General features: G+C 47.9%; 23 protein-coding genes and 2 tRNA genes. 13 read left to right on the top strand and 12 right to left on the bottom strand.

Annotated elements, in window-relative coordinates; translation table 11 throughout:
• Positions 1 to 60 precede the first annotated feature (60 nt).
• Positions 61 to 3,234 carry a SusC/RagA family TonB-linked outer membrane protein gene (locus tag ACR9Y8_RS23660; RefSeq protein ID WP_481215728.1) on the top strand — a complete coding sequence of 1,058 codons (3,174 nt, stop codon included), beginning with the start codon at positions 61 to 63 and terminating at the stop codon, positions 3,232 to 3,234.
• A 21-nt stretch (positions 3,235 to 3,255) separates the two neighbouring features.
• Positions 3,256 to 5,157 (top strand): RagB/SusD family nutrient uptake outer membrane protein, encoded by a 1,902-nt coding sequence (locus ACR9Y8_RS23665; RefSeq protein WP_481215729.1) that lies wholly within the window; start codon positions 3,256 to 3,258, stop codon positions 5,155 to 5,157.
• A 50-nt stretch (positions 5,158 to 5,207) separates the two neighbouring features.
• Here the strand turns inward: ACR9Y8_RS23665 and ACR9Y8_RS23670 are convergent, their stop codons facing one another.
• From ACR9Y8_RS23670 to ACR9Y8_RS23695, 6 genes are all read right to left on the bottom strand, one after another.
• Positions 5,208 to 6,044 (bottom strand): hypothetical protein, encoded by an 837-nt coding sequence (locus tag ACR9Y8_RS23670; protein WP_481215730.1) that lies wholly within the window; start codon positions 6,042 to 6,044, stop codon positions 5,208 to 5,210.
• Positions 6,045 to 6,199: 155 nt separating this feature from the next.
• Entirely contained in the window at positions 6,200 to 7,318 is a 1,119-nt protein-coding gene (locus ACR9Y8_RS23675) for a tetratricopeptide repeat protein (RefSeq protein WP_481215731.1), read from the bottom strand.
• 52 nt (positions 7,319 to 7,370) lie between these two features.
• Entirely contained in the window at positions 7,371 to 8,123 is a 753-nt protein-coding gene (locus tag ACR9Y8_RS23680) for an SDR family oxidoreductase (protein ID WP_481215732.1), read from the bottom strand.
• Positions 8,124 to 8,201: 78 nt separating this feature from the next.
• Positions 8,202 to 10,808, bottom strand: coding sequence for a phosphoenolpyruvate synthase (gene ppsA, locus ACR9Y8_RS23685; RefSeq protein ID WP_481215733.1), 2,607 nt, complete (start codon positions 10,806 to 10,808; stop codon positions 8,202 to 8,204).
• A 29-nt stretch (positions 10,809 to 10,837) separates the two neighbouring features.
• On the bottom strand, positions 10,838 to 11,293 hold the full coding sequence (locus tag ACR9Y8_RS23690) for a MarR family winged helix-turn-helix transcriptional regulator (RefSeq protein ID WP_481215734.1): 456 nt from the start codon (positions 11,291 to 11,293) through the stop codon (positions 10,838 to 10,840).
• Between the two features lie 106 nt (positions 11,294 to 11,399).
• The gene (locus ACR9Y8_RS23695; protein WP_481215735.1) at positions 11,400 to 11,762 is read right to left on the bottom strand and encodes a winged helix-turn-helix transcriptional regulator; all 363 of its coding nucleotides are present in this window, start codon (positions 11,760 to 11,762) and stop codon (positions 11,400 to 11,402) included.
• A 196-nt stretch (positions 11,763 to 11,958) separates the two neighbouring features.
• On the opposite strand from ACR9Y8_RS23695, the gene ACR9Y8_RS23700 reads away from it, so the two are divergent.
• Positions 11,959 to 13,086: an alkene reductase gene (locus ACR9Y8_RS23700; RefSeq protein WP_481215736.1), complete on the top strand. Its 1,128-nt coding sequence runs from the start codon at positions 11,959 to 11,961 to the stop codon at positions 13,084 to 13,086.
• A gap of 136 nt (positions 13,087 to 13,222) precedes the next feature.
• The gene (locus ACR9Y8_RS23705) at positions 13,223 to 13,822 is read left to right on the top strand and encodes a hypothetical protein (RefSeq protein ID WP_481215737.1); all 600 of its coding nucleotides are present in this window, start codon (positions 13,223 to 13,225) and stop codon (positions 13,820 to 13,822) included.
• A 58-nt stretch (positions 13,823 to 13,880) separates the two neighbouring features.
• Here ACR9Y8_RS23705 and ACR9Y8_RS23710 read toward each other — a convergent pair.
• Positions 13,881 to 13,954 (bottom strand) — tRNA-Asp (locus ACR9Y8_RS23710).
• 102 nt (positions 13,955 to 14,056) lie between these two features.
• Between ACR9Y8_RS23710 and ACR9Y8_RS23715 the strand changes: the two genes are divergently transcribed.
• Positions 14,057 to 14,950, top strand: coding sequence for a glutamate--tRNA ligase family protein (locus ACR9Y8_RS23715; RefSeq protein ID WP_481215738.1), 894 nt, complete (start codon positions 14,057 to 14,059; stop codon positions 14,948 to 14,950).
• A gap of 34 nt (positions 14,951 to 14,984) precedes the next feature.
• On the opposite strand, the gene ACR9Y8_RS23720 is transcribed toward ACR9Y8_RS23715, so the two are convergent.
• The 3 genes from ACR9Y8_RS23720 to ACR9Y8_RS23730 all read right to left on the bottom strand — a co-directional run bounded on the left by ACR9Y8_RS23720 (position 14,985) and on the right by ACR9Y8_RS23730 (position 17,399).
• Positions 14,985 to 15,410, bottom strand: coding sequence for a hypothetical protein (locus ACR9Y8_RS23720; protein ID WP_481215739.1), 426 nt, complete (start codon positions 15,408 to 15,410; stop codon positions 14,985 to 14,987).
• Positions 15,411 to 15,498: 88 nt separating this feature from the next.
• Entirely contained in the window at positions 15,499 to 16,131 is a 633-nt protein-coding gene (locus ACR9Y8_RS23725; RefSeq protein WP_481215740.1) for a phosphoribosyltransferase, read from the bottom strand.
• An 11-nt stretch (positions 16,132 to 16,142) separates the two neighbouring features.
• Positions 16,143 to 17,399 carry an erythromycin esterase family protein gene (locus ACR9Y8_RS23730; protein ID WP_481215741.1) on the bottom strand — a complete coding sequence of 419 codons (1,257 nt, stop codon included), beginning with the start codon at positions 17,397 to 17,399 and terminating at the stop codon, positions 16,143 to 16,145.
• Positions 17,400 to 17,480: 81 nt separating this feature from the next.
• On the opposite strand from ACR9Y8_RS23730, the gene ACR9Y8_RS23735 reads away from it, so the two are divergent.
• From ACR9Y8_RS23735 to ACR9Y8_RS23750, 4 genes are all read left to right on the top strand, one after another.
• Positions 17,481 to 18,671 carry a serine hydrolase domain-containing protein gene (locus ACR9Y8_RS23735; protein ID WP_481215742.1) on the top strand — a complete coding sequence of 397 codons (1,191 nt, stop codon included), beginning with the start codon at positions 17,481 to 17,483 and terminating at the stop codon, positions 18,669 to 18,671.
• A 67-nt stretch (positions 18,672 to 18,738) separates the two neighbouring features.
• The gene (locus tag ACR9Y8_RS23740; protein ID WP_481215743.1) at positions 18,739 to 19,560 is read left to right on the top strand and encodes a hypothetical protein; all 822 of its coding nucleotides are present in this window, start codon (positions 18,739 to 18,741) and stop codon (positions 19,558 to 19,560) included.
• A 314-nt stretch (positions 19,561 to 19,874) separates the two neighbouring features.
• Positions 19,875 to 20,711, top strand: coding sequence for a DUF6597 domain-containing transcriptional factor (locus ACR9Y8_RS23745; RefSeq protein ID WP_481215744.1), 837 nt, complete (start codon positions 19,875 to 19,877; stop codon positions 20,709 to 20,711).
• Between the two features lie 65 nt (positions 20,712 to 20,776).
• Complete coding sequence (locus ACR9Y8_RS23750) at positions 20,777 to 21,193, top strand: VOC family protein (protein ID WP_481215745.1); 417 nt, start codon at positions 20,777 to 20,779, stop codon at positions 21,191 to 21,193.
• A gap of 10 nt (positions 21,194 to 21,203) precedes the next feature.
• Here the strand turns inward: ACR9Y8_RS23750 and ACR9Y8_RS23755 are convergent, their stop codons facing one another.
• Positions 21,204 to 22,118: a cation diffusion facilitator family transporter gene (locus ACR9Y8_RS23755; RefSeq protein WP_481215746.1), complete on the bottom strand. Its 915-nt coding sequence runs from the start codon at positions 22,116 to 22,118 to the stop codon at positions 21,204 to 21,206.
• A 107-nt stretch (positions 22,119 to 22,225) separates the two neighbouring features.
• Here ACR9Y8_RS23755 and ACR9Y8_RS23760 point away from each other — a divergent pair, with 107 nt between their 5' ends.
• From ACR9Y8_RS23760 to ACR9Y8_RS23775, 4 genes are all read left to right on the top strand, one after another.
• Positions 22,226 to 22,453: a hypothetical protein gene (locus tag ACR9Y8_RS23760; protein ID WP_481215747.1), complete on the top strand. Its 228-nt coding sequence runs from the start codon at positions 22,226 to 22,228 to the stop codon at positions 22,451 to 22,453.
• A gap of 29 nt (positions 22,454 to 22,482) precedes the next feature.
• Positions 22,483 to 23,412: an NADP-dependent oxidoreductase gene (locus tag ACR9Y8_RS23765; protein ID WP_481215748.1), complete on the top strand. Its 930-nt coding sequence runs from the start codon at positions 22,483 to 22,485 to the stop codon at positions 23,410 to 23,412.
• Positions 23,413 to 23,557: 145 nt separating this feature from the next.
• A complete protein-coding gene (locus ACR9Y8_RS23770) occupies positions 23,558 to 24,211 on the top strand; it encodes an HD domain-containing protein (protein ID WP_481215749.1) in 654 nt (217 codons plus the stop codon).
• A 41-nt stretch (positions 24,212 to 24,252) separates the two neighbouring features.
• Entirely contained in the window at positions 24,253 to 24,678 is a 426-nt protein-coding gene (locus ACR9Y8_RS23775) for a cupin domain-containing protein (RefSeq protein WP_481215750.1), read from the top strand.
• Between the two features lie 100 nt (positions 24,679 to 24,778).
• On the opposite strand, the gene ACR9Y8_RS23780 is transcribed toward ACR9Y8_RS23775, so the two are convergent.
• Positions 24,779 to 24,852 (bottom strand) — tRNA-Asp (locus tag ACR9Y8_RS23780).
• Positions 24,853 to 24,943 lie beyond the last annotated feature (91 nt).

A 24,943-nucleotide genomic window follows, 5' to 3' on the forward strand; every position in this document is an offset into this window, starting at 1 on the left:
GACGTTGCACAGATCAACGTCGGGCGCGCTATTGCCTAACTTAAGACTTGTACTTGTAAAATGAAAAAATGGAATTCCACGTATGCCCTGCTGGGCATAGTTGCTATGCTTTGCCTTATTCCGCGTTTAGTCCACGCTCAGCAAAACCGCGCTGATGTTACCGGCATCGTAAAAAGCGAAGTAACGGGAGAAGCGCTCTGGGGTGTAAGCGTTACCGTTAACAATGCAGCCAATAATTTTTCGGCCTCCGTGCAAACGGACAGCGCCGGTGTTTTCACCTTCAGCCGCCTGCCTGCAGGGCCTGGGTACACCTTTACATTTTCCTATATTGGATTTGAAAAGCAGGTGCTTTCAGGTTATAACCTGAAGCCCGGTGCAGAATTCTCCCTGCGGGTACAACTGAAGAACCAGGATCAGCAGATGAGTGAAGTAGTGGTGGTGGGATATGGCACCATGAAGAAGAAAGACCTGACCGGGGCTATCAGCCAGCTCAAGACCACGCGGCTGGAAAAGGAAAGCCCGCGTTCCGTGCAAGACCTGCTGCGCAGCGGCATACCGGGGCTCTATGTTGAACAGAACACTTCGGCAAAAGGAGGAGGCGATATGCTGGTGCGCGGGCAACGATCTTTAAAAGCCAACAATGCTCCCCTGATCGTGTTGGATGGCGTTATCTTCTTTGGTGAGCTGTCAGAGATCAATCCACAGGATATTGAACATTTCGACGTGCTGAAAGACGCCTCTGCGGCCGCTATCTACGGCGCAAAATCAGCTAATGGCGTGATCATCATCACCACTAAAAAAGGGTCCAGTGACAAACCGACGATCCGTTTTGACGCCAATACCGGTTTTGCCGCCATGGGAAAAAAGCGGGCCGTGTATGATGCGCAGGGATATCTGAACTACCGTTCAGACCTGTTTAACAGTACTACCAGGTGGGCCAACCCTGCCATGTACATGCAACCTACAGAACAGCACCTCGCCAAATACGGTATCACCATGAACGACTGGCTGGCCTATGATGCCCTGACAGGCGACCCGGATGATATATGGCTGCGGCGTATCGGTTTGTTTGACAAAGAGCGGCAGAACTATGCCAAAGGCAAGACCTACGACTGGTTTGACGGTTCTTTTCAGCATGGGCTACAGCAGGATTACAACGTGAGCTTTTCGGGAAGAAACAAGGATGCCTTTAACTATTATGTTTCCATGGGCTATCTGAATAACAAAGGAATTATTGTGGGCGATCAGTACCGTGCCTACCGGTCTAATATCAAGATAGACGGAAAGATCAACAAATGGATGCATACCGGTGTGAACATCAATTTCCAGGACCGCTCAGATGGCAACCTGGAGGTAGACTGGGACGGACAGATCATCAATAATTCGCCTTATGCGCTGCCCTTTGATGAAAACGGGCAGCTGGATCCGCAGCCCATGGGAGCCAGTGTGAACCAGGGCGCCAATACCGCTTACCATAACCAGTACAAGCAGCTGGAGAAAGGATTTACCGTATTAAATACCACCCTTTACCAGACGATCAAGCTGCCTTTTAATATCACTTACCAGCTGAACTTTTCGCCGCGCATGCAATGGTTCTACAACAGGTATCATGAGTCATCACAAAATCCCTTCTGGTCGGATAACGGCAAGGTGGTGCGGGAAAGCGAAAAGAAATTTGACTGGCAGATAGATAACATTATTACATGGGACTATACTTTCGCCAAGAAGCATAGCGTGAAAGTAACCCTGCTGCAGAATGCAGAGGAGCATAAGGGATGGCAGGAAAGTATCACTGCCAGGGATTTTTCTCCTACTGATGCTTTGGGCTTTCATAATCTCGGCGCTGCCAATCCTTTGAAGACCACTATCAGCAGCAGTGATTTTCGCAGCACAGGAGATGCGCTCATGGGCCGCCTGTTCTATTCATATGATAACAGGTATATGCTGACAGCGTCTGTCCGCAGGGATGGGTACTCTGCATTTGGTGCATCTAATCCAAGGGCTACCTTCCCCTCACTGGCCTTTGCGTGGAACTTCGCCAATGAACGCTTCTTCCACTGGGAGCCGATGAGCAGCGGTAAGCTGCGCCTGTCATGGGGCATGAACGGCAACCGTTCTATTGATATCTACCAGGCGCTGTCCAACCTTACTACAGGTTCAGGGCGTTACCCCTACGTTCAGCCGGATGGAACGGTGTATGAGCTGTCGCAATTGTATGTGGACCGCATGGCCAATTACAACCTGAAATGGGAGGCTACTTCTTCATGGAACATCGGGTTAGACTTCGGCTTCCTGAACAACCGCATCACCGGTAACATGGAAGTATATTACATGCCTACCACCGACCTGCTGATGGATCAGTCGCTGCCTGATTTCACAGGTTTCAGCACCGTAACCACCAACCTCGGCGAAGTAGTGAATAAAGGTTTTGAGCTGGGGCTTACCACCCTGAACATGGACCGGAAGAACTTTGAATGGAGCACCACTTTCGGCTTCTTCTTCAACAGGAACCAGATCAAGCATCTTTACTATACCTATGAAGATGTGCTGGATGCGAATGGCAAGATAGTAGGCTCCAAAGAGATCGATGATATCTCCAACAAGTGGTTCATCGGCCATGATATCTCCTCCATATGGGACTACAAGGTACAGGGTATATGGCAGGAAAGCGAGCGGGAGCAGGCTGCTAAATATGGCGAGATACCCGGCGATGTGAAAGTGGAAGACGTTAACAATGACGGAAGATATACCAACGAGGACAAACAATTTCTTGGCTATACCACACCGCGTTTCCGCTGGACGCTGCGGAATGATTTTACGCTATTCAGGAACATCGAGTTTTCTTTCAACTTATATTCCAACTGGGGACACAAGCAGACCTCTACAGATTACCTGAATAATTTCGGTGCAGGTACAACATGGACCAGTTCCTACGTCAGGAAGTACTGGACACCGGAGAACCCGTCTAACACCTATGCCAGGCTGAATTCTACCAACGTGCAGAACATAACGCCTCCGAGGGCTATAGATAAAACCTATATCCGCCTGGATAATGTGGCGGTTTCGTATACACTGCCCAGGCGTATTGCCGGGCGGCTGGATATGAGCCAGTTCAAGATCTATGCAGGTGTGCGTAATGTAGCGGTATGGGCAAAGGACTGGGAGTATTGGGATCCTGAAACCACTTCCCTGATGCCGCGGTATTATACTGTTGGATTAAGCGCCACCTTTTAAAAAGTATTAAAAGAGTTTACAATGAAGATCACATTATATAAAGCTATAAGAATTATATTATTGGGAATAGTGGTACAATTACCGGTCAGCTGTTCAAAGAACTGGCTGAAACCGGATCCCTTATCTTTTTATGAGCCGTCTGTTACGTTTACTTCCAGGGAAGGATTGGAAGCAGCTATTACCAGCTGTAACAGGAATCTCAGGTATGTGTGGGCAGGGGAAGGGGCGCCCCTGCTTACTGACCTGATCTTCTCGGATATAGCGGTTATCGGCACTACTGATAAATCCGGGCCTGCGCAGGATCTGAACGCCATGATCACACCTACTTCCAATAACAATGATCTCAACACCAATAAGATCGACTGGTTTTGGTTTGAAGGATATAAAGGTATCAAGTACGCCAATTCTATTATATCTAACCTGGACAGGGTACCGGGCCTGGATTCCACCCTGCGGAACCAGATGATGGGCATGGCTTATTTTCACCGGACCTTTCGCTACCTGTGGCTGGTATTTGAGTTTGGCGATGTGCCGCTGCTGACGAAGGAGATCACTACTCCCAAGTTCAACTTCCGTTCTACCAAAAGAGAGGTGATCCTGCAGCAGCTGGTAGCTGACATGGAGTTTGCCGTGCAGCATGTACCACCTACCGGTGATTTCGGAATGGTTAATAAAGGCGCTTGTCAGCAACTGCTGATCAAATGTTACCTGGCTACCGGGCAGTTTGACAAGGCCATAGCGGTGGCTAATGCGCTGATTAACGGTTCCGGCTATTCCCTGATGACAGCGCCTTTCGGCACGTTTGTAAATCCCATGCCAGCTGTTCATAACATTACCAGGAATGTGATCTGGGACCTGCACAGGGGACCAAACAAATCTATTGCCACCAATAAGGAAGCCATTTTCAATGTGATCAGCCGGGAAGATTTTGCCAACAGCCGCCAGGATATGTTCACCATGAGAAGTGCGCTTCCATTTATTTCAGGCACCGGCAATCAGCTGATCAGCACACCCTCCGGCAAATCCGGTATGAGCACCAGCTATACCCAGACACACGACAAGATAGATCTGCGCAAAACATACGGCAGGGGCGTTGGTATATTGCGGCCTACCTGGTACAGCACCAATACCATCTGGGATGATACAGCCGACCTGCGCCACAGCACCGCTACCGGGAACTGGATGCGCATGGAGGATATGGTGTATAACAATCCTAATCTGCTGAGAGATGGCGATCCGTATTACGGAAAGCCGTTGCAGAAATATAACGGCTCCGGCAAGCTGCTGGTGATTGACACGATCAGGTCCTGGTATGACTGGCCGCATTATAAGCTGTGGGTGGAATCTCCCAGGAGCGAGACGGTGGATAACTATAACGGTGGCGCCAGCGACTGGTATGTTTTCAGGCTGGCAGAAACTTATTTGCTGCGCGCGGAAGCCTATTTCTGGAAAGGCGACAAGGCCGCTGCTGCCAATGATGTGAATACGATCCGCAGCCGCGCACATTGTACAAAGCTGTATACCGCTGCTGAGATGACCATGGGGACCATCATGGATGAAAGGGCCAGGGAGCTTTTCTATGAAGAGCTGCGGCATATGGAACTGAGCCGCGTATCCTACATTTTTGCCCTTACGCACCAGTCCGACGAATTTGGCAAAACATATACAGTGGATGGGCTTTCAAAAAGCAGCTACTGGTTTGAACGCATCAGCAGGTATAATAATTTTTACAACAAGGGTGTAAAAACCGTGTATGGTGCAATATTTACGGCAAGTCCGTATCACCTGTTATGGCCGGTGCCACAGGCGGATATCAACGCCAACAGGGAAGGACAGCTTAACCAGAACGTTGGTTATTCCGGTTATGAGATGAATCAACCGCCGATCGATAACCTGGAAGATGCGATAGCAGCACAGGAATAGAACGGGGAGCCGCATGGATCGTGGAGGTCTATGCGGCTTTGTATTTGTCTTTAATACTTATGGCCGCCGCAATTCCAGTTAAGCGTTCCTTTAAAACTGAGGGAAGCGTCCTCGTATGCTTCATAACTGCTGAGATATCCTGCTGCGCTCACAGTCTGGTTTTTAAATTCCATGGTTTGATTCGGGTACTCATAGTTGTTTTTGAATTTTACCAGCTGGTGCTTAGGCTGGGTATCCAGGTAGCCCAGGAATTCCAGCAGCCGCGGTCCGAAAGCAGGGAAGTTGAAAACACCTGTTTCATAGTAAGCGCCTTTGACAGGCCGGGAGTAGTTATACTGGTATTCAAGCCCCTGGGCGGGCGCTCCGGCAGGGTAAACCTTTGTAACGTTATTAAATTGATCGTACTCATATTGATAGGTATAACCACCGCCGGGCCGGGTATGTACAACTTTGGAGATCCTTCCCTTGTGATCATAAGTGTATTGATCGTAGTGGCGCTCGCCAAATACAAGGGTGGCAGATGACTTTGGCCTGTCGCAGTCATCCAGCTCAGCTCTCAGCAGCGTGTCGCCGGAGAGCGAATCCAGCATGACCACCAAATGATTCGTATGACTGATAAAGCCATGGAAGCGTAGCACCCCCCACAGGGAGGTGGGATAGGCATCCATATAATTCACCTTACCATCTGCGCCATAAGTTTTGATGAATTGGTGCGGCTCCGGCTTTACTGCAGGGGGCGGAGCGTAGGTAAGATGCGATTGCGCATTGCAGGCAGGTTTGGGTGGACAACAAGGTTTGTTATGATCGTCTTTGTGACAGGCGTTGAGGAACAGCACGAGGCTGTAGGCTGCCATGAGCATGCGGAAGGGAATGGAGATGTTCTGCATAGAGGGTATTTATTAGGGTGAACGAGTATAACTGGAATTAACAATTCTTCAAGGGCTATAATAAAATTAAAGAAACGCTGAGATAAAAAGCGTTTCCCACGGCTTATATTTCTTTAGATAATATGTTGGAATTAATAATATTATTCACACCCACATCATTCTACTGTGGTTGCTTTCATCTTCTTTGCAAACTCAGGATGCATCAGGTACAAAACAGTGAGCGTAAATGTGTCGGCATCTTTACCCTTCTTGTATTGGCGGGTAAGTGATACTGCTTTGTCTAATTGTTTAGCTTCTGCATAGGCATTAATCAGCTCGAGGGTGCCGGATCCAAAGGCGGGCAGGTTTTGATGCAGCCGTTCCAGGCAGCTCAGCCTGTTGACATCATCTTTACTTTCCTTATAGATCAATGCGCGGTAATAGTCCAGGAAAAAGTCCTTGTTGATAAGAGAATCCAGGCGGTTAACACAATTGAGGGCGGCGGGGTAATCCTTCTTTAGAAAATAAGCGTCCAGCATAAGGAGGTACATATTGGGGGCGTCCGGGTATTCCTGCTGGAACTTGTTCAATGCAGCGAGGTATTTGTCGTTTCCCAGGCCGCTGGCAATTTGAATATAGATCAGCTTATGGAGTTTCTGTTGCCTGATCACAGCCGGGAGTGTTTCAAAGATCCTGTCGGCTTTTTCATATTCATGCGCATTCAGGTATTTTTTGACCAGCTGGATTTTTTTGACTTCCTTTTTACTCACCTTGCTGACTGCATCCTCCTGTTTATCTATGTATTGGAGTGATTCTGCCAGGGTGCTGCTAAGGTTTTCGCCGGTAACATACACAAACATGTCTGCTATTTTAACCTGGTCTCCTTTTTTGATCAACTCGAAATCGTGGTAGTTGAGTTGTTCATTGTATAGCCGGAACACCAGGTGCTGGTGATGGTCCTTTTCATATTGCTTTACCAGTTCGTAGGTTCCTTTTTCGCCCAGGGCCGCTACCAGTTGATGACCAAATTCCCCTGATTTTATGCTCTTCATAGCGCCGGTTACCATTAAGCGGTTTAGCTGGTTGTGGCTGTAGGTCATGATCCTTTTTTCAAGGGCCTCAAGGTCGAGCAGGTCGTTGAATGCGTTGGCATTACGGCGCGCCAGGGCGGCTGTCAGCGTAGTGGCTACTTTTGCAGCCTCCGCCTTTGTGACCGGCCTTTCGGGCTCGGAACAGGCTATTACAAGCAATAAGAATGACAGTAAGATATACCGGAGGCTGATAGTACAGTGCATAGTAAGGAGATAAATAGGACATAAAAGTAATAAAAGGAAAGCAAATCCTTTACTACTTAGCTGCCTGCTTATCCATCCACTGCTGAAAGGAGATCTTGCCTAAGCGGGCTTCTCCCAACGGAACAATTGATTTGTCATCCAGCTTGCCTCCAAAATAAGGGGTTCCGGGATCGCCCACTACTTTTCGTTTGTCGCCTTTCAGGCTAAGAAATTCACGGACAAGTTCATCGAGAGGGAAGCGTTGGGGGCCTGCAATCTCTGTGATGCCGTTGATGGGCGCTGCTTCGGCAATATCTGCCAGCGCTGCTGATACTTCCTCGGCTGCGATCGGCTGGATAGCGCCTGTCGACAAGTGCACTTCATCTCCCTTCATCGAAGAATCAGCAATACCGTTCAGGAACTCGAAAAATTGGGTAGCACGCACGATGGTGTAAGGAATACCGGATTTTTTGATCAGCTCCTCCTGTGCCACCTTTGCACGCAGATAGCCGTTATCCGGCAGGCGTTCAGCGCCCACAATAGACAAGGCAATGTGATGTTTTACGCCCGCAGTTTTCTCTGCTGTACCGATATTCTGCTGGGAGGTTTGGAAGAAGGAGAGTACAGCGTTGTCTTCCCATGAAGGAGCGTTGGAAACATCAACTACCACGTCTGCTCCGGTCAGCGCCTCTTGCAGTCCATCGCCGGTGATCGTATTTACGCCTGAGGAAGGGGATGCAGACTGCACCTGGTGGCCGCGATCCTTCAGTATTTCAACCAGTTTTCTGCCAATGAGGCCTGTGCCTCCTATGATCACGTATTTCATAATAGCATGTGTTTTGTGGTTTGTACTACAAAACAACAACTATTTCATTTACAGACCATTAATCCAGGACAAGAAAAGCTACAGTATTTCTACATATCCATCTGTTCCATTCACCCGGATACGCTGTCCGTCTTTGATCAGCTTAGTAGCGTGCTCGATTCCCACTACTGCGGGTAAGCCATATTCACGTGCGATCACTGCTCCATGCGTCATGACTCCGCCCACTTCTGTGACCAGGCCTTTTATGGTAACAAACAATGGCGTCCAGCTGGGATCGGTAAAGGAAGTTACCAATATATCGCCATCTTCCAGGTCGGCATCTTCCATGTTTAAGATGACACGTGCCCGTCCCTCTATCACTCCTGAAGATACGGGGATGCCTGCAATCGCTCCGGCAGGGAGGTTTTCGCGTTTATACCTGCCCCTGATGATCTCACCTTCGGATGTGATAACACGTGGCGGCGTTAATTTTTCGTATAGCTGATAGTCCTCTTTTCGTTTGGTGATAAGCTGGTAATCCAGTTTTCTGTTGTGTATGACGTCGCGCAATTCTTCAAAAGAAAGGTAGTATATGTCTTCCTTTTCGTGGATAAGCCCCGCTTTTACGAGTTGTTCCGCTTCTTTCAGTAAGGCTTGCTTATATACGAGATAGCGGCTAACGATGCCGTACTTTGGATATTCGCGATAACCGCATAGATTCCTGACAAGGTCAATCATTCTTTTTGTTTCCCTGGCTTTTTCTTCGCCATCCGGCAATTGTTTCAGCCGTTCTAATAATTCCTGTTCTTTTTTGGAAGCTTCCCGCAGCCCTTGCTCAAATTTCCGCCGGCTGGCGCCCGGCTCCTGGTTTTTGATGTTACTAAGGATCATGGGGATCAATGTAGCAGGTTTTTCGCTCCAGCGGGGCCGTGTAATATCGATTTCCCCTGCACATCGCATTCCATATTTGTTGAGAAAAGCAAGCAGCGCGTCTTTGGTTTCCTGTCCGCCATCCAGCTCAGGCAGTTCATCCAGGAAGGTATCATCTTTTGCCTGCTGGAGATATGCGATGACCTTCGGATGAGGACGGATCACATCTGCGACATCCAGCAATGCCAGTCCCATTGCTGAAGTAATATTGTTGGGTACAGACTGAGATAAGGTATCTGCTGCACCTTTTTCACCCAGCCACTCCTCCATTTTTTCATTGATCCAGGTGGAAGCATTCATACCGGTCATAATCACACCAAAGCTTTGCGTGCGAAACAGATCCTTCTTTGATTCCAGGATATCTTCCAGCATGAAATCGATCAGGTCTGGTCCTGATTTCGTCGCGATATTTTGTTTCAAGGCTGCTATCGATGCCTCACTGAGCCGGATCAGCTCATCAACGATTGCCGGATCGTAATCAGATAGTGTCTGAAAATCCCGGGGCGGCGTGCCATTACCAGGCTGCTGTTCTTTTTCATCCTCGGGTAACAATTTTATGAAATCGCGCTCAACCACGCTCATAAGCGCGTCTCTAAAGAGGGGATCGGATTTAGCCAGCACATTTACCATAATGTTTCTTCTGGCAGGGGAGGCCAGCTCAGGAGTGATATCAACAAATAGTCTTCCACCGGCAATATTCATGTGCCGTGCAGATAACTGGAATAAGGACAATCCCAGTGGTTTCATGGCGTCGGTCATCATTTGCTGATGGCCCACGGATATATATACACGATTTTCCCGGTCGTTTGCTTCGGGCACGGGGAATAGCGTCGTGATCGGCCGGCTTTGTACAATGTAAAATGTATCATCCGCCAGGCACCATTCGATGTCCTGCGGGGAGCCGAAATGAGCTTCGATCTTTCTGCCGGTGTATTCAAGCTGCAGGATCTGTTCGTCTGTCAGCGTTTGCCTGTTCTGCTGATCCGGCGCAATGGCCTGTTCTTTTGTACCGCCATCTTTTACGGCATAGATGGCCAGTTTTTTGGCGGATACTTTCTTTTCGATCACCTCGCCGTTGAGCACTTTATAGTTATCCGCATTCACCAGGCCGGATACAAGGGCTTCCCCCAGGCCAAAGCTGGCATCAATAGATACCACCTTCCTGTTACCAGTGACAGGATCGGCAGTAAACAAAATGCCAGCGGCCTGAGGGAAGACCATTTGCTGAACAACTACAGAAAGGTAGACTTTGCGGTGATCAAAGCCGTTTTGAAGCCGGTAGCTTACTGCCCTTTCTGTGAACAGTGATGCCCAGCATTTGCTGATATGGTTTAGAATGGAGGCTCTTCCGATAATGTTCAGGTAAGTATCCTGCTGGCCTGCAAAAGAGGCCGTTGGCAGATCCTCTGCAGTTGCGCTGGACCGTACTGCATACGCGGTAGTTTCGCCGAGCGTAGAGAGGAGGCGGCAGATTTCTTCGTTAATGTCCCGGGGAATGCTGACTCCTTCAATGGTATTGCGGATCTCAGCGCTCAACGCACGGATCTTATCCCGGTCTTCCCCCTTTAATAAGGATAACTGATCTAACAGGCTGTTAAGGTGCGGGGTTTCTTCAATGATCCTTTTGAAGGCGTCAGTAGTGATGCAAAAGCCGTCGGGCACACGTATTCCTTCTATCCCGGACAGCTCGCCCAGGTTGGCGCCTTTGCCGCCAACGAGCGCTATTTTTGTTTTGTCGATATCCTGGAAGCTAAGTACAGATAAAGGCTTACTCATAGTTGTCATGTTTTTGGGTTTTTCTGACATTACTTGTTACTGAGCTTGTTGGTAGTGTCGTTCATTATTTCAATTGCTTTTGAAAAGTAGGTTGCAATGATCTTGATTTCTTCGTTTGAAAATGAAGCGAGCAATTTCTCCGATCTGCTTCGGTACTCTTTATAAAGTGGTTCAAAAAGCGCCATTATTTTCTTAGTGTCAGGTTCAATGAGCACCTTTCGCCGGTCATCTTCAGCAAAGCGTCTTTTGACCAGTTTTTTCTTTTCAAACCTGTCTATTAAACCGGTAATGGCGCCTGTTGTAAGGCCTGTTAAACTTGAAAGCTCGCCTGCCGTCATCTCACCTTTTTGTAATAAAAACCCTAAGTATTTATGGTCAGTGCCTGAAAGCCCTGCCTTTTGGCCAATGGTTTCGTGCATTTGAATAGCGGTATATGCGTAGGCCTGGCTCAATTTTCTTACTTGGGTAAGTATATCATCATTCATTATATATCTTATTGGGTAAATATCTTAGTTGCTAAGATAATATTTTATACCGATATACTCTAAGGAAATTGATCTTATTTTTTTTATGTAAGGGCTTGGCAGGGTTTTAAGGCGTAGGAGGCTTATGCTCAGTAAACGCTCTACCCCAGCTGGCCAGGGCATCAAAAACGTTTTCCAGCGACTGTCCCAGGGGTGTTAACTGGTATTCAACCCGTGGGGGTACCTCTGCAAAAACAATACGGGTAATGATCCCGTCCTGTTCCATCTCTCGCAGCTGAGCAGTTAAGGTCTTTTCAGATATATCTCCCAGTTCGTTATTAATGAGGTTGTATCGCACAGATTGTCCTTTTTTCAGGAGGTCATATATCCTGAGCTTCCATTTTCCACCAATCGTAGCGAGCGCAGTTTCAACCGCGCATGCGTCGGGATTAGTTACCCAGTTGGACCGCTGTGTTCTGCTGTATGCCAATTTTTATTGGGTTTAATTTATCACAAAAGTAAGCCAGAAGCTGCTCAAAATGACTGTCATTCTTATGTCATAAATCAATTTTCCGGATTTGGCAAGTAATTGAAAATGAACAATACAAACCTTGATTACAGTACACTTACACTGCCGTAAGTTATTGGAGATGAATTCAATGCGGCGGTACTTTGCGAAAAAAAAGATGAACTTATTTGAATCTAACCAGCTGGGATCCTTGCAATTGGCCAATCGCATAGTAATGGCGCCGATGACAAGAACCCGTACTTCAGCCGGCGATGTACCCAATGCCCTGATGGCGAAATATTACGGGCAGCGTGCCAGCGCCGGGTTAATAATAGGAGAAGCAACAGATATAGCGCCACATGGCAAAGGGTATTTGTGGACGCCGGGCATTTACACAGATGCCCAGATAGCAGGATGGCAACTGGTAACAAACGAGGTTCACCGCAATAATGGTAACATCTTCATGCAGATCTGGCATGTAGGACGAATGTCACATACTTCCATAATGCCCGGGGGACAGGCGCCATGGGGCGTTACTGATGAACAGGCAGTGGGATCTGATGTGTTTGCGCATGATGCCGAAGGTAAGCTGACATTTGTACGCGCCAGTAAACCCAGACAGCTCAGAACAGACGAATTGCCTGCTTTAGTAAATGATTTTAAAGTTGCCTTTAGCAATGCCCGCAAAGCAGGATTCGACGGCGTGGAAATTCATAGTGCAAACGGGTACCTGTTTGAGCAGTTCATGAACGCAACGCTCAATACACGCAATGATCAATATGGTGGTCAGACATTGGAAAACCGCACGCGTTTCCTGTTGGAGGTGATCGATGCAGCGATAGCGGAGCTGGGCGCCGGTAGCGTAGGAGTGAGGCTTTCTCCGTTCGGGCATTACAATAGTATGCCACACGATCCGTTTGCAGAAGAAACCTTTTTCTACCTGTGCCAGGAGCTAGACCGCCGTGGCATTGCCTACATTCACCTGCTTTACGAATTAATGCCAAAGGGAAACATGCAGGAGGCCACCTTCAATCAACAGCATCTGCCAGATGAGTTTGTAAAAAAAACGCGGGATCTCTTCAGGGGCGCTATCATCTGGTGTGGCAGCTTTAATAAAGCGTCAGCACAGGCTGCATTAGCTACCGGCTGGGTGGACCTGATCGCCTTCGGCAGACCTTTTGTAGCCAATCCCGATCTTGTTGCGCGCTTGAAGAACGACTGGCCGCTGGCCGTAGCGGACCGCTCTGCGTATTATACGAGAAATGGAGAGAAAGGGTATACTGACTTTGCGAATTTCAGCTTATAAGATCTTTGCGACACGAAACAGCAAAGCCGCACAAATCATGTGATTTATGCGGCTTTTGTTTTATCAGTTTCTGGATGCGAATCTTAACCCCGAACCCAATATCTTTGCGGTTATGTGTTTACTAAACCACTAACCTATGAAACTAAGTCTCCTCTTCATTTCCATTTCCTTTCTCGTCATCATCGCATGCCACCAGTCCTCTCAACCTGCAGCCAACGTACCTTCCGGCTATGATCAGCAATCCTTTCTCTATCTCGCCAGCCAATTCGACCGTTTCGCTCCCATAACTCCTGTAACTATCCCTGATTCCACGGAGCTCTTTTTCTATCGCGAGAACTACGATTCCATTCTTCTTCTCCATTGCAAGAAAGACAGCGACAAAATATCCGCCCGTGTCTATCAGGTCACCCGCGCCTACAGTCAGGAGGCCCGGATCAGCTTCGATCGCTGGAAATGTCCAACCTTCTATGATGGCTTCAGCACGAAGCTTGATTCCTCCCAATGGTGCCAGCTCACAAGATTTGCCGACAGTATCTTAGTTCCAGCCAAAATAGGAACGATAAATATCGTCATGAGCAATGCCAGTTATGCGCTTGCTTTTAACGGAAGGGTGATGAACGATGCCTATTCTGAGCATTGCGAACGCCTCGATAGCTTCACAGCCTGCATAAAACGGACTTTCCTGGACGATTATATGGCTAAAAAGAAGGAATGGCTGCGGCAGCAACCGTGGTAAGATCGCTATGCGATGTATAAAAACAAAAAGGATTATCGTTGCTGATAATCCTTTTCTGCGGACCGGACGGGACTCGAACCCGCGACCTCCGCCGTGACAGGGCGGCATTCTAACCGACTGAACTACCGATCCGTTCCTTAATTCAGGGCTGCAAATATATGCAGAAATATTTCAAAAATGCAAATCAAATTTTATTCAGGCACTTTTCCCGCGCTAAGTATTAATTTGCCAGCCATGAATCCGGCGCTCACTTTTTCGAAAACCAGGATAGCACCTACACCCAGCGGCTTTCTGCATGTGGGCAATATATTGTCTTTTGCATTGACCGCCACCATTGCCCGGAAAACACAAGCCCGTATCCTCCTCCGCATCGACGACCTGGATCGCGAGCGCGCTGCGCGTGAATACGTAGAAGATATCTTCAATACCCTCCACTTCCTGGACATTCCCTGGGACGAAGGCCCACGCGATTACCCGGAATTTGAAACAACTTATTCCCAGCTGCACCGGATGGACCTTTACAGGCAAGCCCTGGAACATCTCCGGGAAAGCGGACAGGTATTTGCGTGTAGCTGTTCACGTACCCAGATCGCCGCCGCCAGCGTGGACGGTGTTTACCCGGGTACCTGCCGTTATAAAGGCATTCCGCTGGATGAAGAAAACGTGAGCTGGAGATTATGCACAACAGGGGAGGAGCAGGTGCATGTCAATACGCTCTCCGGACAAAGCATCAAAGCTGCGTTACCACCGGCTATGTCGTCATTCGTGGTGAGAAAAAGAGATGGCTTTCCTGCCTACCAGCTAACGTCCGTCATCGATGATCAGTATTTCGGAGTTGATCTCATCGTACGCGGGGAAGACCTCTGGCCATCCACGGTTGCTCAGTTGTACCTGTCCTCACTATTGCCCGGCAACAACTTTCAGGGCAGCACTTTCTGGCATCATCCCTTGCTGATGGGAGCGGGGGATAAGAAACTTTCCAAATCAGCGGGGGATACCTCTATACAATATCTCCGCAGGCAAGGTAAAACACCCGCAGATATTTTTACCGGTATAGCAGCTATGTCAGGACATCAAACAACTGTTGCTGATTTCCGGGAGCTGCTACAGGTAGCCACGATACTTTAGAATACCAGTACCATTGCTATCACCATAGCCAGGCTTATAACAATCCCTTCTCCCGCATATAATCTTCCTGGTCAACATGAGAGATATACATAATGATCCTCGGCATCTTGCCGGTAACATCCACGAAATAGGTAATGCTAAAAGTGATCAGCTCATCGCCGGTTTGCTGGAATGTTACGCCCCATTCAATGGTCACCATCTGATAGTAACCGCTGATAGGGCTTTCCTCGAAGTGAACGATCTGCATCTTGCCCATACCGGTCTGCCGGTTGAATGCTTTTAGCTGGTTCAGCCATTGCAGGAATTTTTCATCGTTCTGGAAGGCCATGTTGCCTTTTGGGCCTGCTGCTATAAAGTTGTCCGCATAGAAACCTGCGACGGTAGCGGCCTTCATTTCATTGGTAGCTTGTGCATACTGGTCGAAGAACGACCGCAGGGAATGATGAGCTGCTGCTGCCATATGCGAAAGATTTTATAGCTGAGGGAACAAAAAGCAGGCCATCAGCTATTTGGCTAAGGCCTTGTATAACAGTGCGCTGATGTATGTTTTATACAGCATGGCCTTTCGCAAACGCTTTTAGCAGGGTCATCACTTCTCTGTCCTCGGTCTGGCTGAAATCCAGGTAAAATTTCCCCACTCCATAGAAAGGAGAGGGGATATACAGGCAAATCAATTCATCTACTTCCTGGCTGATCCTTTCTGCCGCCTGATCTGAAGCAACAGGAACTGCTACGACCAGTTTTTTAGGTTGTTTATTGCGTAACATTTTTAAAGTGGCCAGTATCGTTCTCCCAGTGGCTATTCCATCATCTACGACGATCGTTATTTTATCACGTATAACCGAGGGCGTTATTCTGCCCATAAATTTTTTATAGGTTTCTTTCAACTGGCGGCGGATGCGCGGTATCACCTCATCCAGGTAAGCCTTAGGTACATTTATAGTATCCTCTATTATGCTGTCTTCCAGGCCTACAGCGCCTATGGCGTATTCTTCGTTTGCCGGGTGCCCGATCTTTTTGGTCATCAGCAGGTCAAGATCAAAGCCAAGATATTTGGCCAGGTAATAGCCAATCGGTACGCCGCCTCTTGGTATAGCCAGTATTACACCGTCATTCTTTTTATATTTCTCCAGCTGGGTCGCCAGCTGCCGGGCAGCATCATATCTGTCTTGGAAATACATAATATCACATTTTATACCCCGAAGGGGTAAGTTTCGGGTACTCCCTGGCCGTGTGGATGCAGGTGGACAGGGTGCAGCGCCCGCGTTTCATCAAGAAATACAAAAGCGTCATAACGTTTTGCCAGTACAGATGGAACATAATTACTACTGCGTTCCGGTCCAGGATGATATACTACGCCGATAGCGCGGTGCCCAATCCTGTTATGAAAGAGGTCGCGTTGTTCTTCATGCAGCAGGAGATAACCATCATGGTCTGTTTCCTGGTGCAGTACGGCCTCTATACTTCCCGGTTTGGCTTCCGGCATTTCCATTTCCTGCATGGGGGCGCCCCAGCTATCGCCTGCGATCACCGTTCCTTTATAGCTGCTGAAACCGGTCAGGAACACATTGGCGGCTCCATAAGTGTCTCTTGCCAGTTGTCCGATGTTCACCATGCCTGCTTTCGCCATATCTGTTGCCCTGGCGTCTCCGATATGTGTATTGTGTTCCCACACAATGCCTTTTGACAGCGGGCCATGGAATAACAGCAGGCGCTCCAGCGTGGCCATCATATGTTTGTCCCGGATGTTCCAGCTCTCATTATTAAAGCCGATCATGCTGCTATAGTATTTTTCAGCATTCACGGCGATCAGTGCATTCTGCTCTGTATTTAAGGCTGCTTCCCGGTCGCCGTCCAGGTATTGCGCTTTCAGCCTTATTTCTCTTAGCAGGGCTACTACTGCATCGCTGCAGCGATGGCCGCTGAGTGAGAAATGTGCATACAGCCGTTCGTCTTCATTGAAAGGCTCAAAGCATGCAATGGCTGCTTTAACGGATTGCGCAGCTTGTGTATCTTCTTTTTCCAGGTAGTCTACCATGGCTTTCATAGAGTCCCAAAGGCTGTATACGTCCAGTCCGTAGAATCCTACTTTTTCATCCGCAGGCAAATGACGATTATATTCACGCAGCCATTCGGCCAGTGCAGCAATTTCCCAGTTGGCCCACATCCAGGTGGGCCAGCGGTCAAAGCTCTGTAGTATCGACATGATGTCGTCGCCCGCGTCCTCATATCCCTTCACATAGCGGTTAATGCGGTAGCAATCCGGCCAGTCGCCTTCTACTGCAATGAATTTGAATCCCTTTTCTGTTATAAGCTGTTTCGATATGCTGGTTCTCCAGGTGTAATATTCGTGGGTGCCGTGCGAGGCTTCGCCAAGCATGACGATACGCCGGTCTTCTATAGCAGCCAGCAAGGGCTGCAGGCTGTTTCTGTCTGTTAGCCTGTGCATATAGAGAATGCCACAATTATTGTACCGGTGGGGTTGCTGTTTATGAAGTTTTTTTGATAATTTATGTCCAAATCCCATCGTATGCTTAGATCCCTGTTCCTATCGTTCGCTATTCTACTTCAGTCATCTGTATGTTTATATGCACAGAAAGGGCTCGATGAAAAAATAGACCGCATCATCAGCAAGGCGATGACGGAAGAGCAATTTCCGGGCATGGCAGTAGCCGTGATCCAGCAGAATAAAGTACTCTTCAAAAAAACATATGGTGTTACATCCATGCAGGGGAAAGAAAAGGTGAATGAGCAAACGATCTTCAGCATTGGTTCCGTATCAAAAGCGTTTACAGGTATTGGCCTCATGATATTAGTACAGCAGGAAAAAATAAGCCTGGAGGACCCGATAAAAGAATACATGAAAGAGCTGCCCAAAGCCTGGGGCGATATCACCATCAGGCAGTTCATGACCCATACCAGCGGTATCCCTGAGTTGAAGGGAGAGAAGGATGATGATTCGTTTGAGCGCTCAATAAAAAGCGCAGCTAAGTTACCGATGTCTTTTGCGCCCGGCCAGAAACAGCAGTACAATAATTTCAATTTCGCTATCCTTGGTAAACTGGTTGAAACAATATCCGGCGCCACTTACCTGGAGTATATGAATAAAAGTATCTTCCAGCCCCTTCAAATGAGCCACAGCGGCGTAGGTATTGCTAACCGTAATGGTGCCATGGGCCACCTTTTAAAGAACGGAAAATGGAAGGAAGTGGCATCGCATTTCCGTCCCGGAGATTATGGTATACCTTCCGGTGGACTGCAAACTACTTTAACTGATTTCATCTCTTTAAGCCAGGCCCTGAATAAGCACACCTTGTTAAATAAGCAAACGACAAATACGATGTGGACACCCTATTCTAAAAAGTTATCCAATACGCCCGGCTGGCATTCCAGGATGAATGGTGCGGATATCATTATACACAAAGGTGGCGGTGGAACAGGTATCGGCAGTGTGTGCGATTATAAGATCGTTCCTTCACAGCAGCTTTTTATTATTGTGATGACCAATAAGGCGAATAATAAGATCGGCCCTGCAGAGATCACCGATGATATTCTGCAAAAATGCTTTAATATCCCTAAAGACCCTAACGGCGCAGGGGCAGGAGAAGGGAACGAAGAAAGCCGGTACCTTTCCTTTGCCCGTAATCACCGCGGTGCCCGCTCTAACTTTACTGGAATAAGTACTGGACAAGCACGCCCATTTCCTGTAATTTCAATCTGATTATAGACCATTAGGTAAGCCCCTGACGCGACACTTCTTTATATAACCCTAATAAATAGTGATTGTTATGGAAAACGTTTTACGCAGATCTATCTTACTGGCAGCTTTGTGCTGTTCATTACTGGCAGGTTGTATCAAAGATCATCCCGGCCCCTGTATCCCGCTGCCCCCCAAACCATCTGTGCTCCTCACACAGGTAAGGACCATCTTCGTATATGAAGGAGGAGAGCCAAGCTATTCCAAGGTGCTGGACATCTATCACTATAACAAGTTCAATAAGCCCTGGCTGCACGTCAGGATGAGCTCCGGAACAGATACTACCCAGTTGATACAAACCAATGTAGACACGCTTTATTACGATAACCTGCAGCGTGTAGTGAAGGTAGTTGGCTACCAGGTAGACCACTGGCAAAGGATCCGCCTGCGCAAATTCTATTATAACGGTGTTGAACGCCTGCCATTCCGCGCTGAGTACGAAGAGGCGAGTGACAACTGGGTGAACATTCCTCCTGCTGCCAGGTACATCTGGGGTGACACTGTTGTGCTGCAGATCACCAATACCGACACTTCCCGGGCCGTTTACAGCCAACAAGGTAATTTCTGGGGATGGAACGACTTCCGCGAAAACCGTTATGATAACCTGCCTAATGCCGAACGTTTCTTTAACCTGGAACATGGCCTGGCATTGAATGCTCCTGATAATTACAGCGCGGTGCTGCTGCCCCGTTATTCTACCAATAACTGGACAGAGAACGGTGATTTTGTTTTCCGTATTCAGCGTTTTACGACGCCGGATGCCCGGGGGCGTGTTGGCGTAATCAGCTGGCGCGACCAGTTGAAGGGAGATTTTTTGGCAGAGTCGTATTATACATACACACCCGCGAAATAATGTAGCATACGTATAAAGAGGCTGGTTGGTATACGAATAATATACGGACCAGCCTTACTTTTTGCGCACATACCGATGAATCAGCGCCCCTGCCAACAGCAAGCTGCAGCAGGAAACTAACCCGCTGGTTCTGGCCGTCCAGGCAATGTTCCGGGCGCTGCCGCTGGCCATTGCGCCAAAAACAGCCACTCCAAGCGCGCCTGCCGCCTGCCGTATAGTATTAAGAGCAGCGGAAGCAGTCCCGCAACAACAAAACCGCCTGTATTCCCATCGGCTTTTTTACTATCTTCATTTCCTGCAACAGCCATTGATCAATGGAATACAAAGAATACAAACCGCATCCTCTCCTGGCGGGCTATATTGAATGCTATTGGTCAGCATTGGCCGACAGGCCGCCGTTCAGAGAACAGGAATCGCTGATCCCTGACGGCACCATTGAGCTGATGTTTAATTTTGGAGATCATTATGCGCAGATCAAAGACGGCCAATCACTGACTGTAAAAGGATCGCACGTCATCGGCATCCGCAGGCAATCACTCATCATTTCACAAACCAGGAAACAGCATATCTTCTCTATACGCTTCAAACCTGGCGGTTCATATCCCTTCTTCCAGATCCCTGCTCATTTGTTTTCAAATGCATTTTTCCAGCTTGAAGACCTGCTGGGAAAGGAATACAGCAGGCTGGAAGAGCAAATGGCTGAAGCGAGCAATAAAGAAAGAGTAATACTGGCAGACAATTTCCTCTTGCAAAAGATTTACAAAACTTGTGATGCTTACAGCTTTGTAGCTAAATGTTCGAAGGTACTGTTACAATACCCTGCTACCCCTATTAATGAATTAGCTGCTCAATTCAATACCAACTACAAAACACTGGAACGTCGGTTTAAAACAGTAATGGGGTTAACACCTGCAGAACTATTGAAAATAAAAAGATTTAACGACGCCGTGCTGGCGATGTATTCATGCAGGCATACCTCTCTCACAGGTATTGCCTATGAATGCGGGTATTATGATCAATCGCATTTTATAAGAGAGTTTAAACAGCTTACAAACTTTACCCCGCGCGACTTTCTCAAAGAACAATTTACGATTGTACAGGTTATTCAACCCGCGCTGGCAAATAGGATGGCTAAGTTGTATAATTTATAGTGCTGTCGAAATTGTACAATTAAACCTTCTCCTCATAAAGTAATTTTGATGTAAATATTTTTGCCATGAATCAACAAACAATTCAGCTGGTTCCCTACCTGCACTTCAATGGGGACTGCGAAGAGGCTTTGACAACTTACCAGCAGATCCTGGGCGGCGAGATCAATGTAGTAAACCGCTATGATAACCCGGCGATGAAAGCCCCTGAGGAATATAAGAACAAGATACTGCACGCTGCTTATTCCTTTGGAGGAAACACGATCCTGGCCAGTGATACCATGCCCGGGAAATCAATTACCAGGGGCACGGGGGATGTATCATTATCTATATCAGTATCCAGTCCGGAGGAAGGCCAGAAAATATTTGATCAGCTGTCAGAAGGAGGGAAGCCACATGTTCCCTTCAAGCAACAATTCTGGGGCGCATGGCATGGCAATTTTACGGATCGCTTTGGGATACGGTGGATGGTAAATGCGGGATAGTTCATTTACTTTAGTCCAACGGCGCTTCGTATGTAGCAGGTTGAATAAAAATATACCGCACTAATTTATAAGTCGCCTTTATTTCTTTGCGCATCCGGTCAATAGTTGCTGTTATTTCTCTGGCATCAAGATCCGGGCGAAAGGCAACCATCAGCATCAGGACCACCTCTTCAGGCGACTGATAGGTAGATAATACGGTGACCACTCTTTCAATGCCCGGATCTTTTTCTACCAGCGCCTTGATACGGGTAACCGTTTCGGGCGCAATACCTTCTCCCATCAGCAAGCTACGGCTTTCACGGGCCAGTATCATCGAAACGAATACCAGGACCAATCCCACCAGCACGGAAGCTACACCGTCCAGCACCGGGAGCTCATAACGCTGGTTCAGGAACATGAGAACGCCTACTATCAGCAATCCGGTTACGGCAGCGCCATCTTCGAATAATACCAGGAAACTGGACGGATCCTTGCTCTTTACCACCGCCGGCCACCAACGCAGATTACCTCGCAGTGTATTAAACTCCCTTATTGCGATGACAAAGGAGCTGCCTTCGAACAATATGGAAAACCCCAGCACCACATAGTTCCATGTAATATTGCCAAGGGGCTCGGGGTGCAGTATGTGCTGTATCCCCTGGTAAATAGAGATGCCGCCACCCAAACCGAAAATAAGGATCGAGACAATAAATGACCAGAAGTAGAGTTCTTTCCCGTAACCAAAAGGTCTTTTTATGTCCGGCAGCTTTTTGCTGCGTTTCAAGCCATATAATAAAAGTACCTCGTTAATGGTATCTACCATGGAATGCACCCCTTCTGCCACCATGGAAGAGCTGTTGGTAAAGGCGCCGGCTACGAATTTGACAATTGCTATCAGCAGGTTTGCCCCAAGCGCGCTGTAAATCGATTTGTAACTCTTGGCCATATTTGCCTGCTGTAGTCACTAATATTATGCCATGAAGAAAGCTGCTGGCGTGGCGAAGGCATGCTTTTTGGTCCGGTTCCTGGAACGCCTCCTCAAACTTTTTCAAGATGGACACACATAAAATACAGATATCATATAAAGGTATTGACTATGATGTCGTTGTTACCGTTGATCATGAAAGCGGCGATTGCAGAATAATGGCTGATGTGGCAGGCCACCAGATCTTATTTTTGTCAACAGAAGACGATTGTCTGCAAGCGGTATATGAAGAAAATATTATCGACTCCGGGCTTATTGACGCAATAGGGGACAGGATCTGTAAGGAATGTTTTTGAACATAAGCTAGCTTTGCATAAAAAAGGGTATGAAAGCAATTCGTTTACACGCCGCAGGAGGACCCGGGCAGCTTGTCTTTGAAGATGCGCCACAGCCCGCCTTGCGCGATGAAGATGCGCTGGTCCGGGTGCTTGCCTGCAGTATCACCCGGGGAGAGCTTGACTGGGGGCCAACTTATACCGACGAGAAGGGCAACAGCAGGACGCCTACAATCCCGGGCCACGAGGTATGTGGAATTATTGAAGCCCTGGGCCCCGGCGTGCAGGGTGTAGCCGTGGGCGACACGGTCTATGGCCTCACTTCATTCTTCCGCAATGGCGCGGCTGCAGAGTATGTTGCCGTGACCGCTGCCGACCTTGCGCCAAAGCCTCAGACATTGGACCCCGTCAACGCTGCATCTGTCCCTTTATCCGCGTTGACCGCCTGGCAGGCTCTTTTTGATCATGCAAAACTCCGGTCCGGTAAGCAGGTACTTATTCATGGGGCCGCTGGCGGCGTGGGCATCTTTGCGGTACAGATGGCGCGCTGGGCTGGCGCTCGTGTCATCGCTACGGCAGGGGCGGATAATATCGAAATGCTGAAAGCACTTGGTGCGGAAAAGGTCATTGATTATAAGACGCAGGCTTTTGAAAAAGAGCTCAGCGATGTGGATGTTGTGCTGGATACTATTGGCGGCGACACACAGCAACGCAGCTGGCAGGTATTGAAAAAGGGCGGTGTATTGGTGTCGATCGCAGGTGAGTCGATCGATCAGCCTTCTCCCAATCTTGGTGTAACAGGGATCTTTTTTATCGTCCGGTCAAACCGTCAGCAGCTCATAGAGATCGGAAAGCTGATCGATGGTGGGTTTATACGCACGGCTATCGCGGGTGTTTTTCCTTTGGCTGAGGCGCAGCAGGCATTTGAAATGCTGTCTGAACGCGGCAAGGTGGGGAAGATCGTTTTGCGCGTGAGCTAAATTTCTTTCTTACCGGGACCTTTCATAGACTACCCCGGAATACCCCGGTTTAATCCTGAAAAATTATCTTTCTTAAACCAGTTTAAGCAGATAGGCAGTTTTCCTTCGGAGCTTTGCGATTGCAAAAAGTTCAAATCTTTATAAGATGATGACAACAAAGATGCCTAAAACTGTCGCAGGTATTAAAATACCTGACAGCACAATAGCCCGTCAGGCAACTGAATTGTTGCTGGAGCATGGAAGCGAATTGTTATACAATCATTCACTGCGTACGTTTTTATTTGCTGCCTTAAACGGCGGACAAAGAAAGCTTGCTTTCGATCCTGAACTGTTGTACGTCAGTGCGGCTTTTCATGACCTGGGGCTTACTGCACATTACTGTAGCCCGGATAAATGTTTTGAGGTAGACGGTGCTAATGCGGCCCGTGAATTTCTCAGGGGTCATGGACTGCCGCAGCAAACCTTACAACTCGTATGGGATGCAATCGCCTTACATACGATACCCGGCGTTGCGCCGCATAAAGAAGCAGAAGTGGCGCTATTGAATTATGGGGTAGCATTGGACGTGGTCGGAAGGGGATATGACCAGCTATCCGAAGAACAACGTGCAGAAATTGTCAAACAATTTCCGCGTACCGGTTTTAAGGAAAAGATCATTCCTGCTTTTTTTGAAGGCTTTAAACATAAGCCGGACACTACGTATGGCACTATCAATGCAGATATCTGTGCTTTCATGATACCCAATTTCGAAAGAAAGAATTTCCGCGATGCTATTATTCATTCGCCCTGGAGTGAGTGACCGGCAGCAGATATATGCTATAATCTATAAAAACAGTTATTATGAAAAAGTTTGCATTGGGCCTCGTGCTTTTGTCCACAGTATTTGCAGTGAACGCAAAAGCGCAACATTCATCACATGATGAAGTAACCAAACATGCACCTAAAGTGCTTTTTAAGAGAGAGATTACATCTTTACCTGATGTTAAAGGACAGGAAGCCCAGGTAGTACTGGTAAATTTTGCTCCGGGTGAAGTAGCCAGCGCTCACAGGCATCCACAGGCAACAATTGGATATGTACTGGAGGGTGAAATAGAATCTACCTTTGAAGGGCAGAAGTATGTCTACAAAACAGGTGACACCTTCTGGGAGGAGCCAAATGGTTTACATAGCCAAACCAAAAATCTGAGCAAGACCAAGGAAGCTAAGCTGCTGGTGTTTTTTCTTGGAGCGAAAGGAACGCCATTTCTTGTTCCGGAGAGAAAATAATTAGCGCGTGGAGACAGTAACATCTTCACAGCTATATACTTTGTAAAACAAAAAACCCGCTCATCGAGCGGGTTTTTAACTTTGTATCAGTCTTACTATGCGGACCGGACGGGACTCGAACCCGCGACCTCCGCCGTGACAGGGCGGCATTCTAACCGACTGAACTACCGATCCTCCTCACTTCCAGGGTGTTATCCCTGTTCCGTTTTGGGATGGCAAAGATAGCAACAAATAGATCAAATTCGCAAATCTTTTTTAAAAAAAC

It is taken from the genome of Chitinophaga sp. SVR4-12A, from assembly GCF_056754765.1.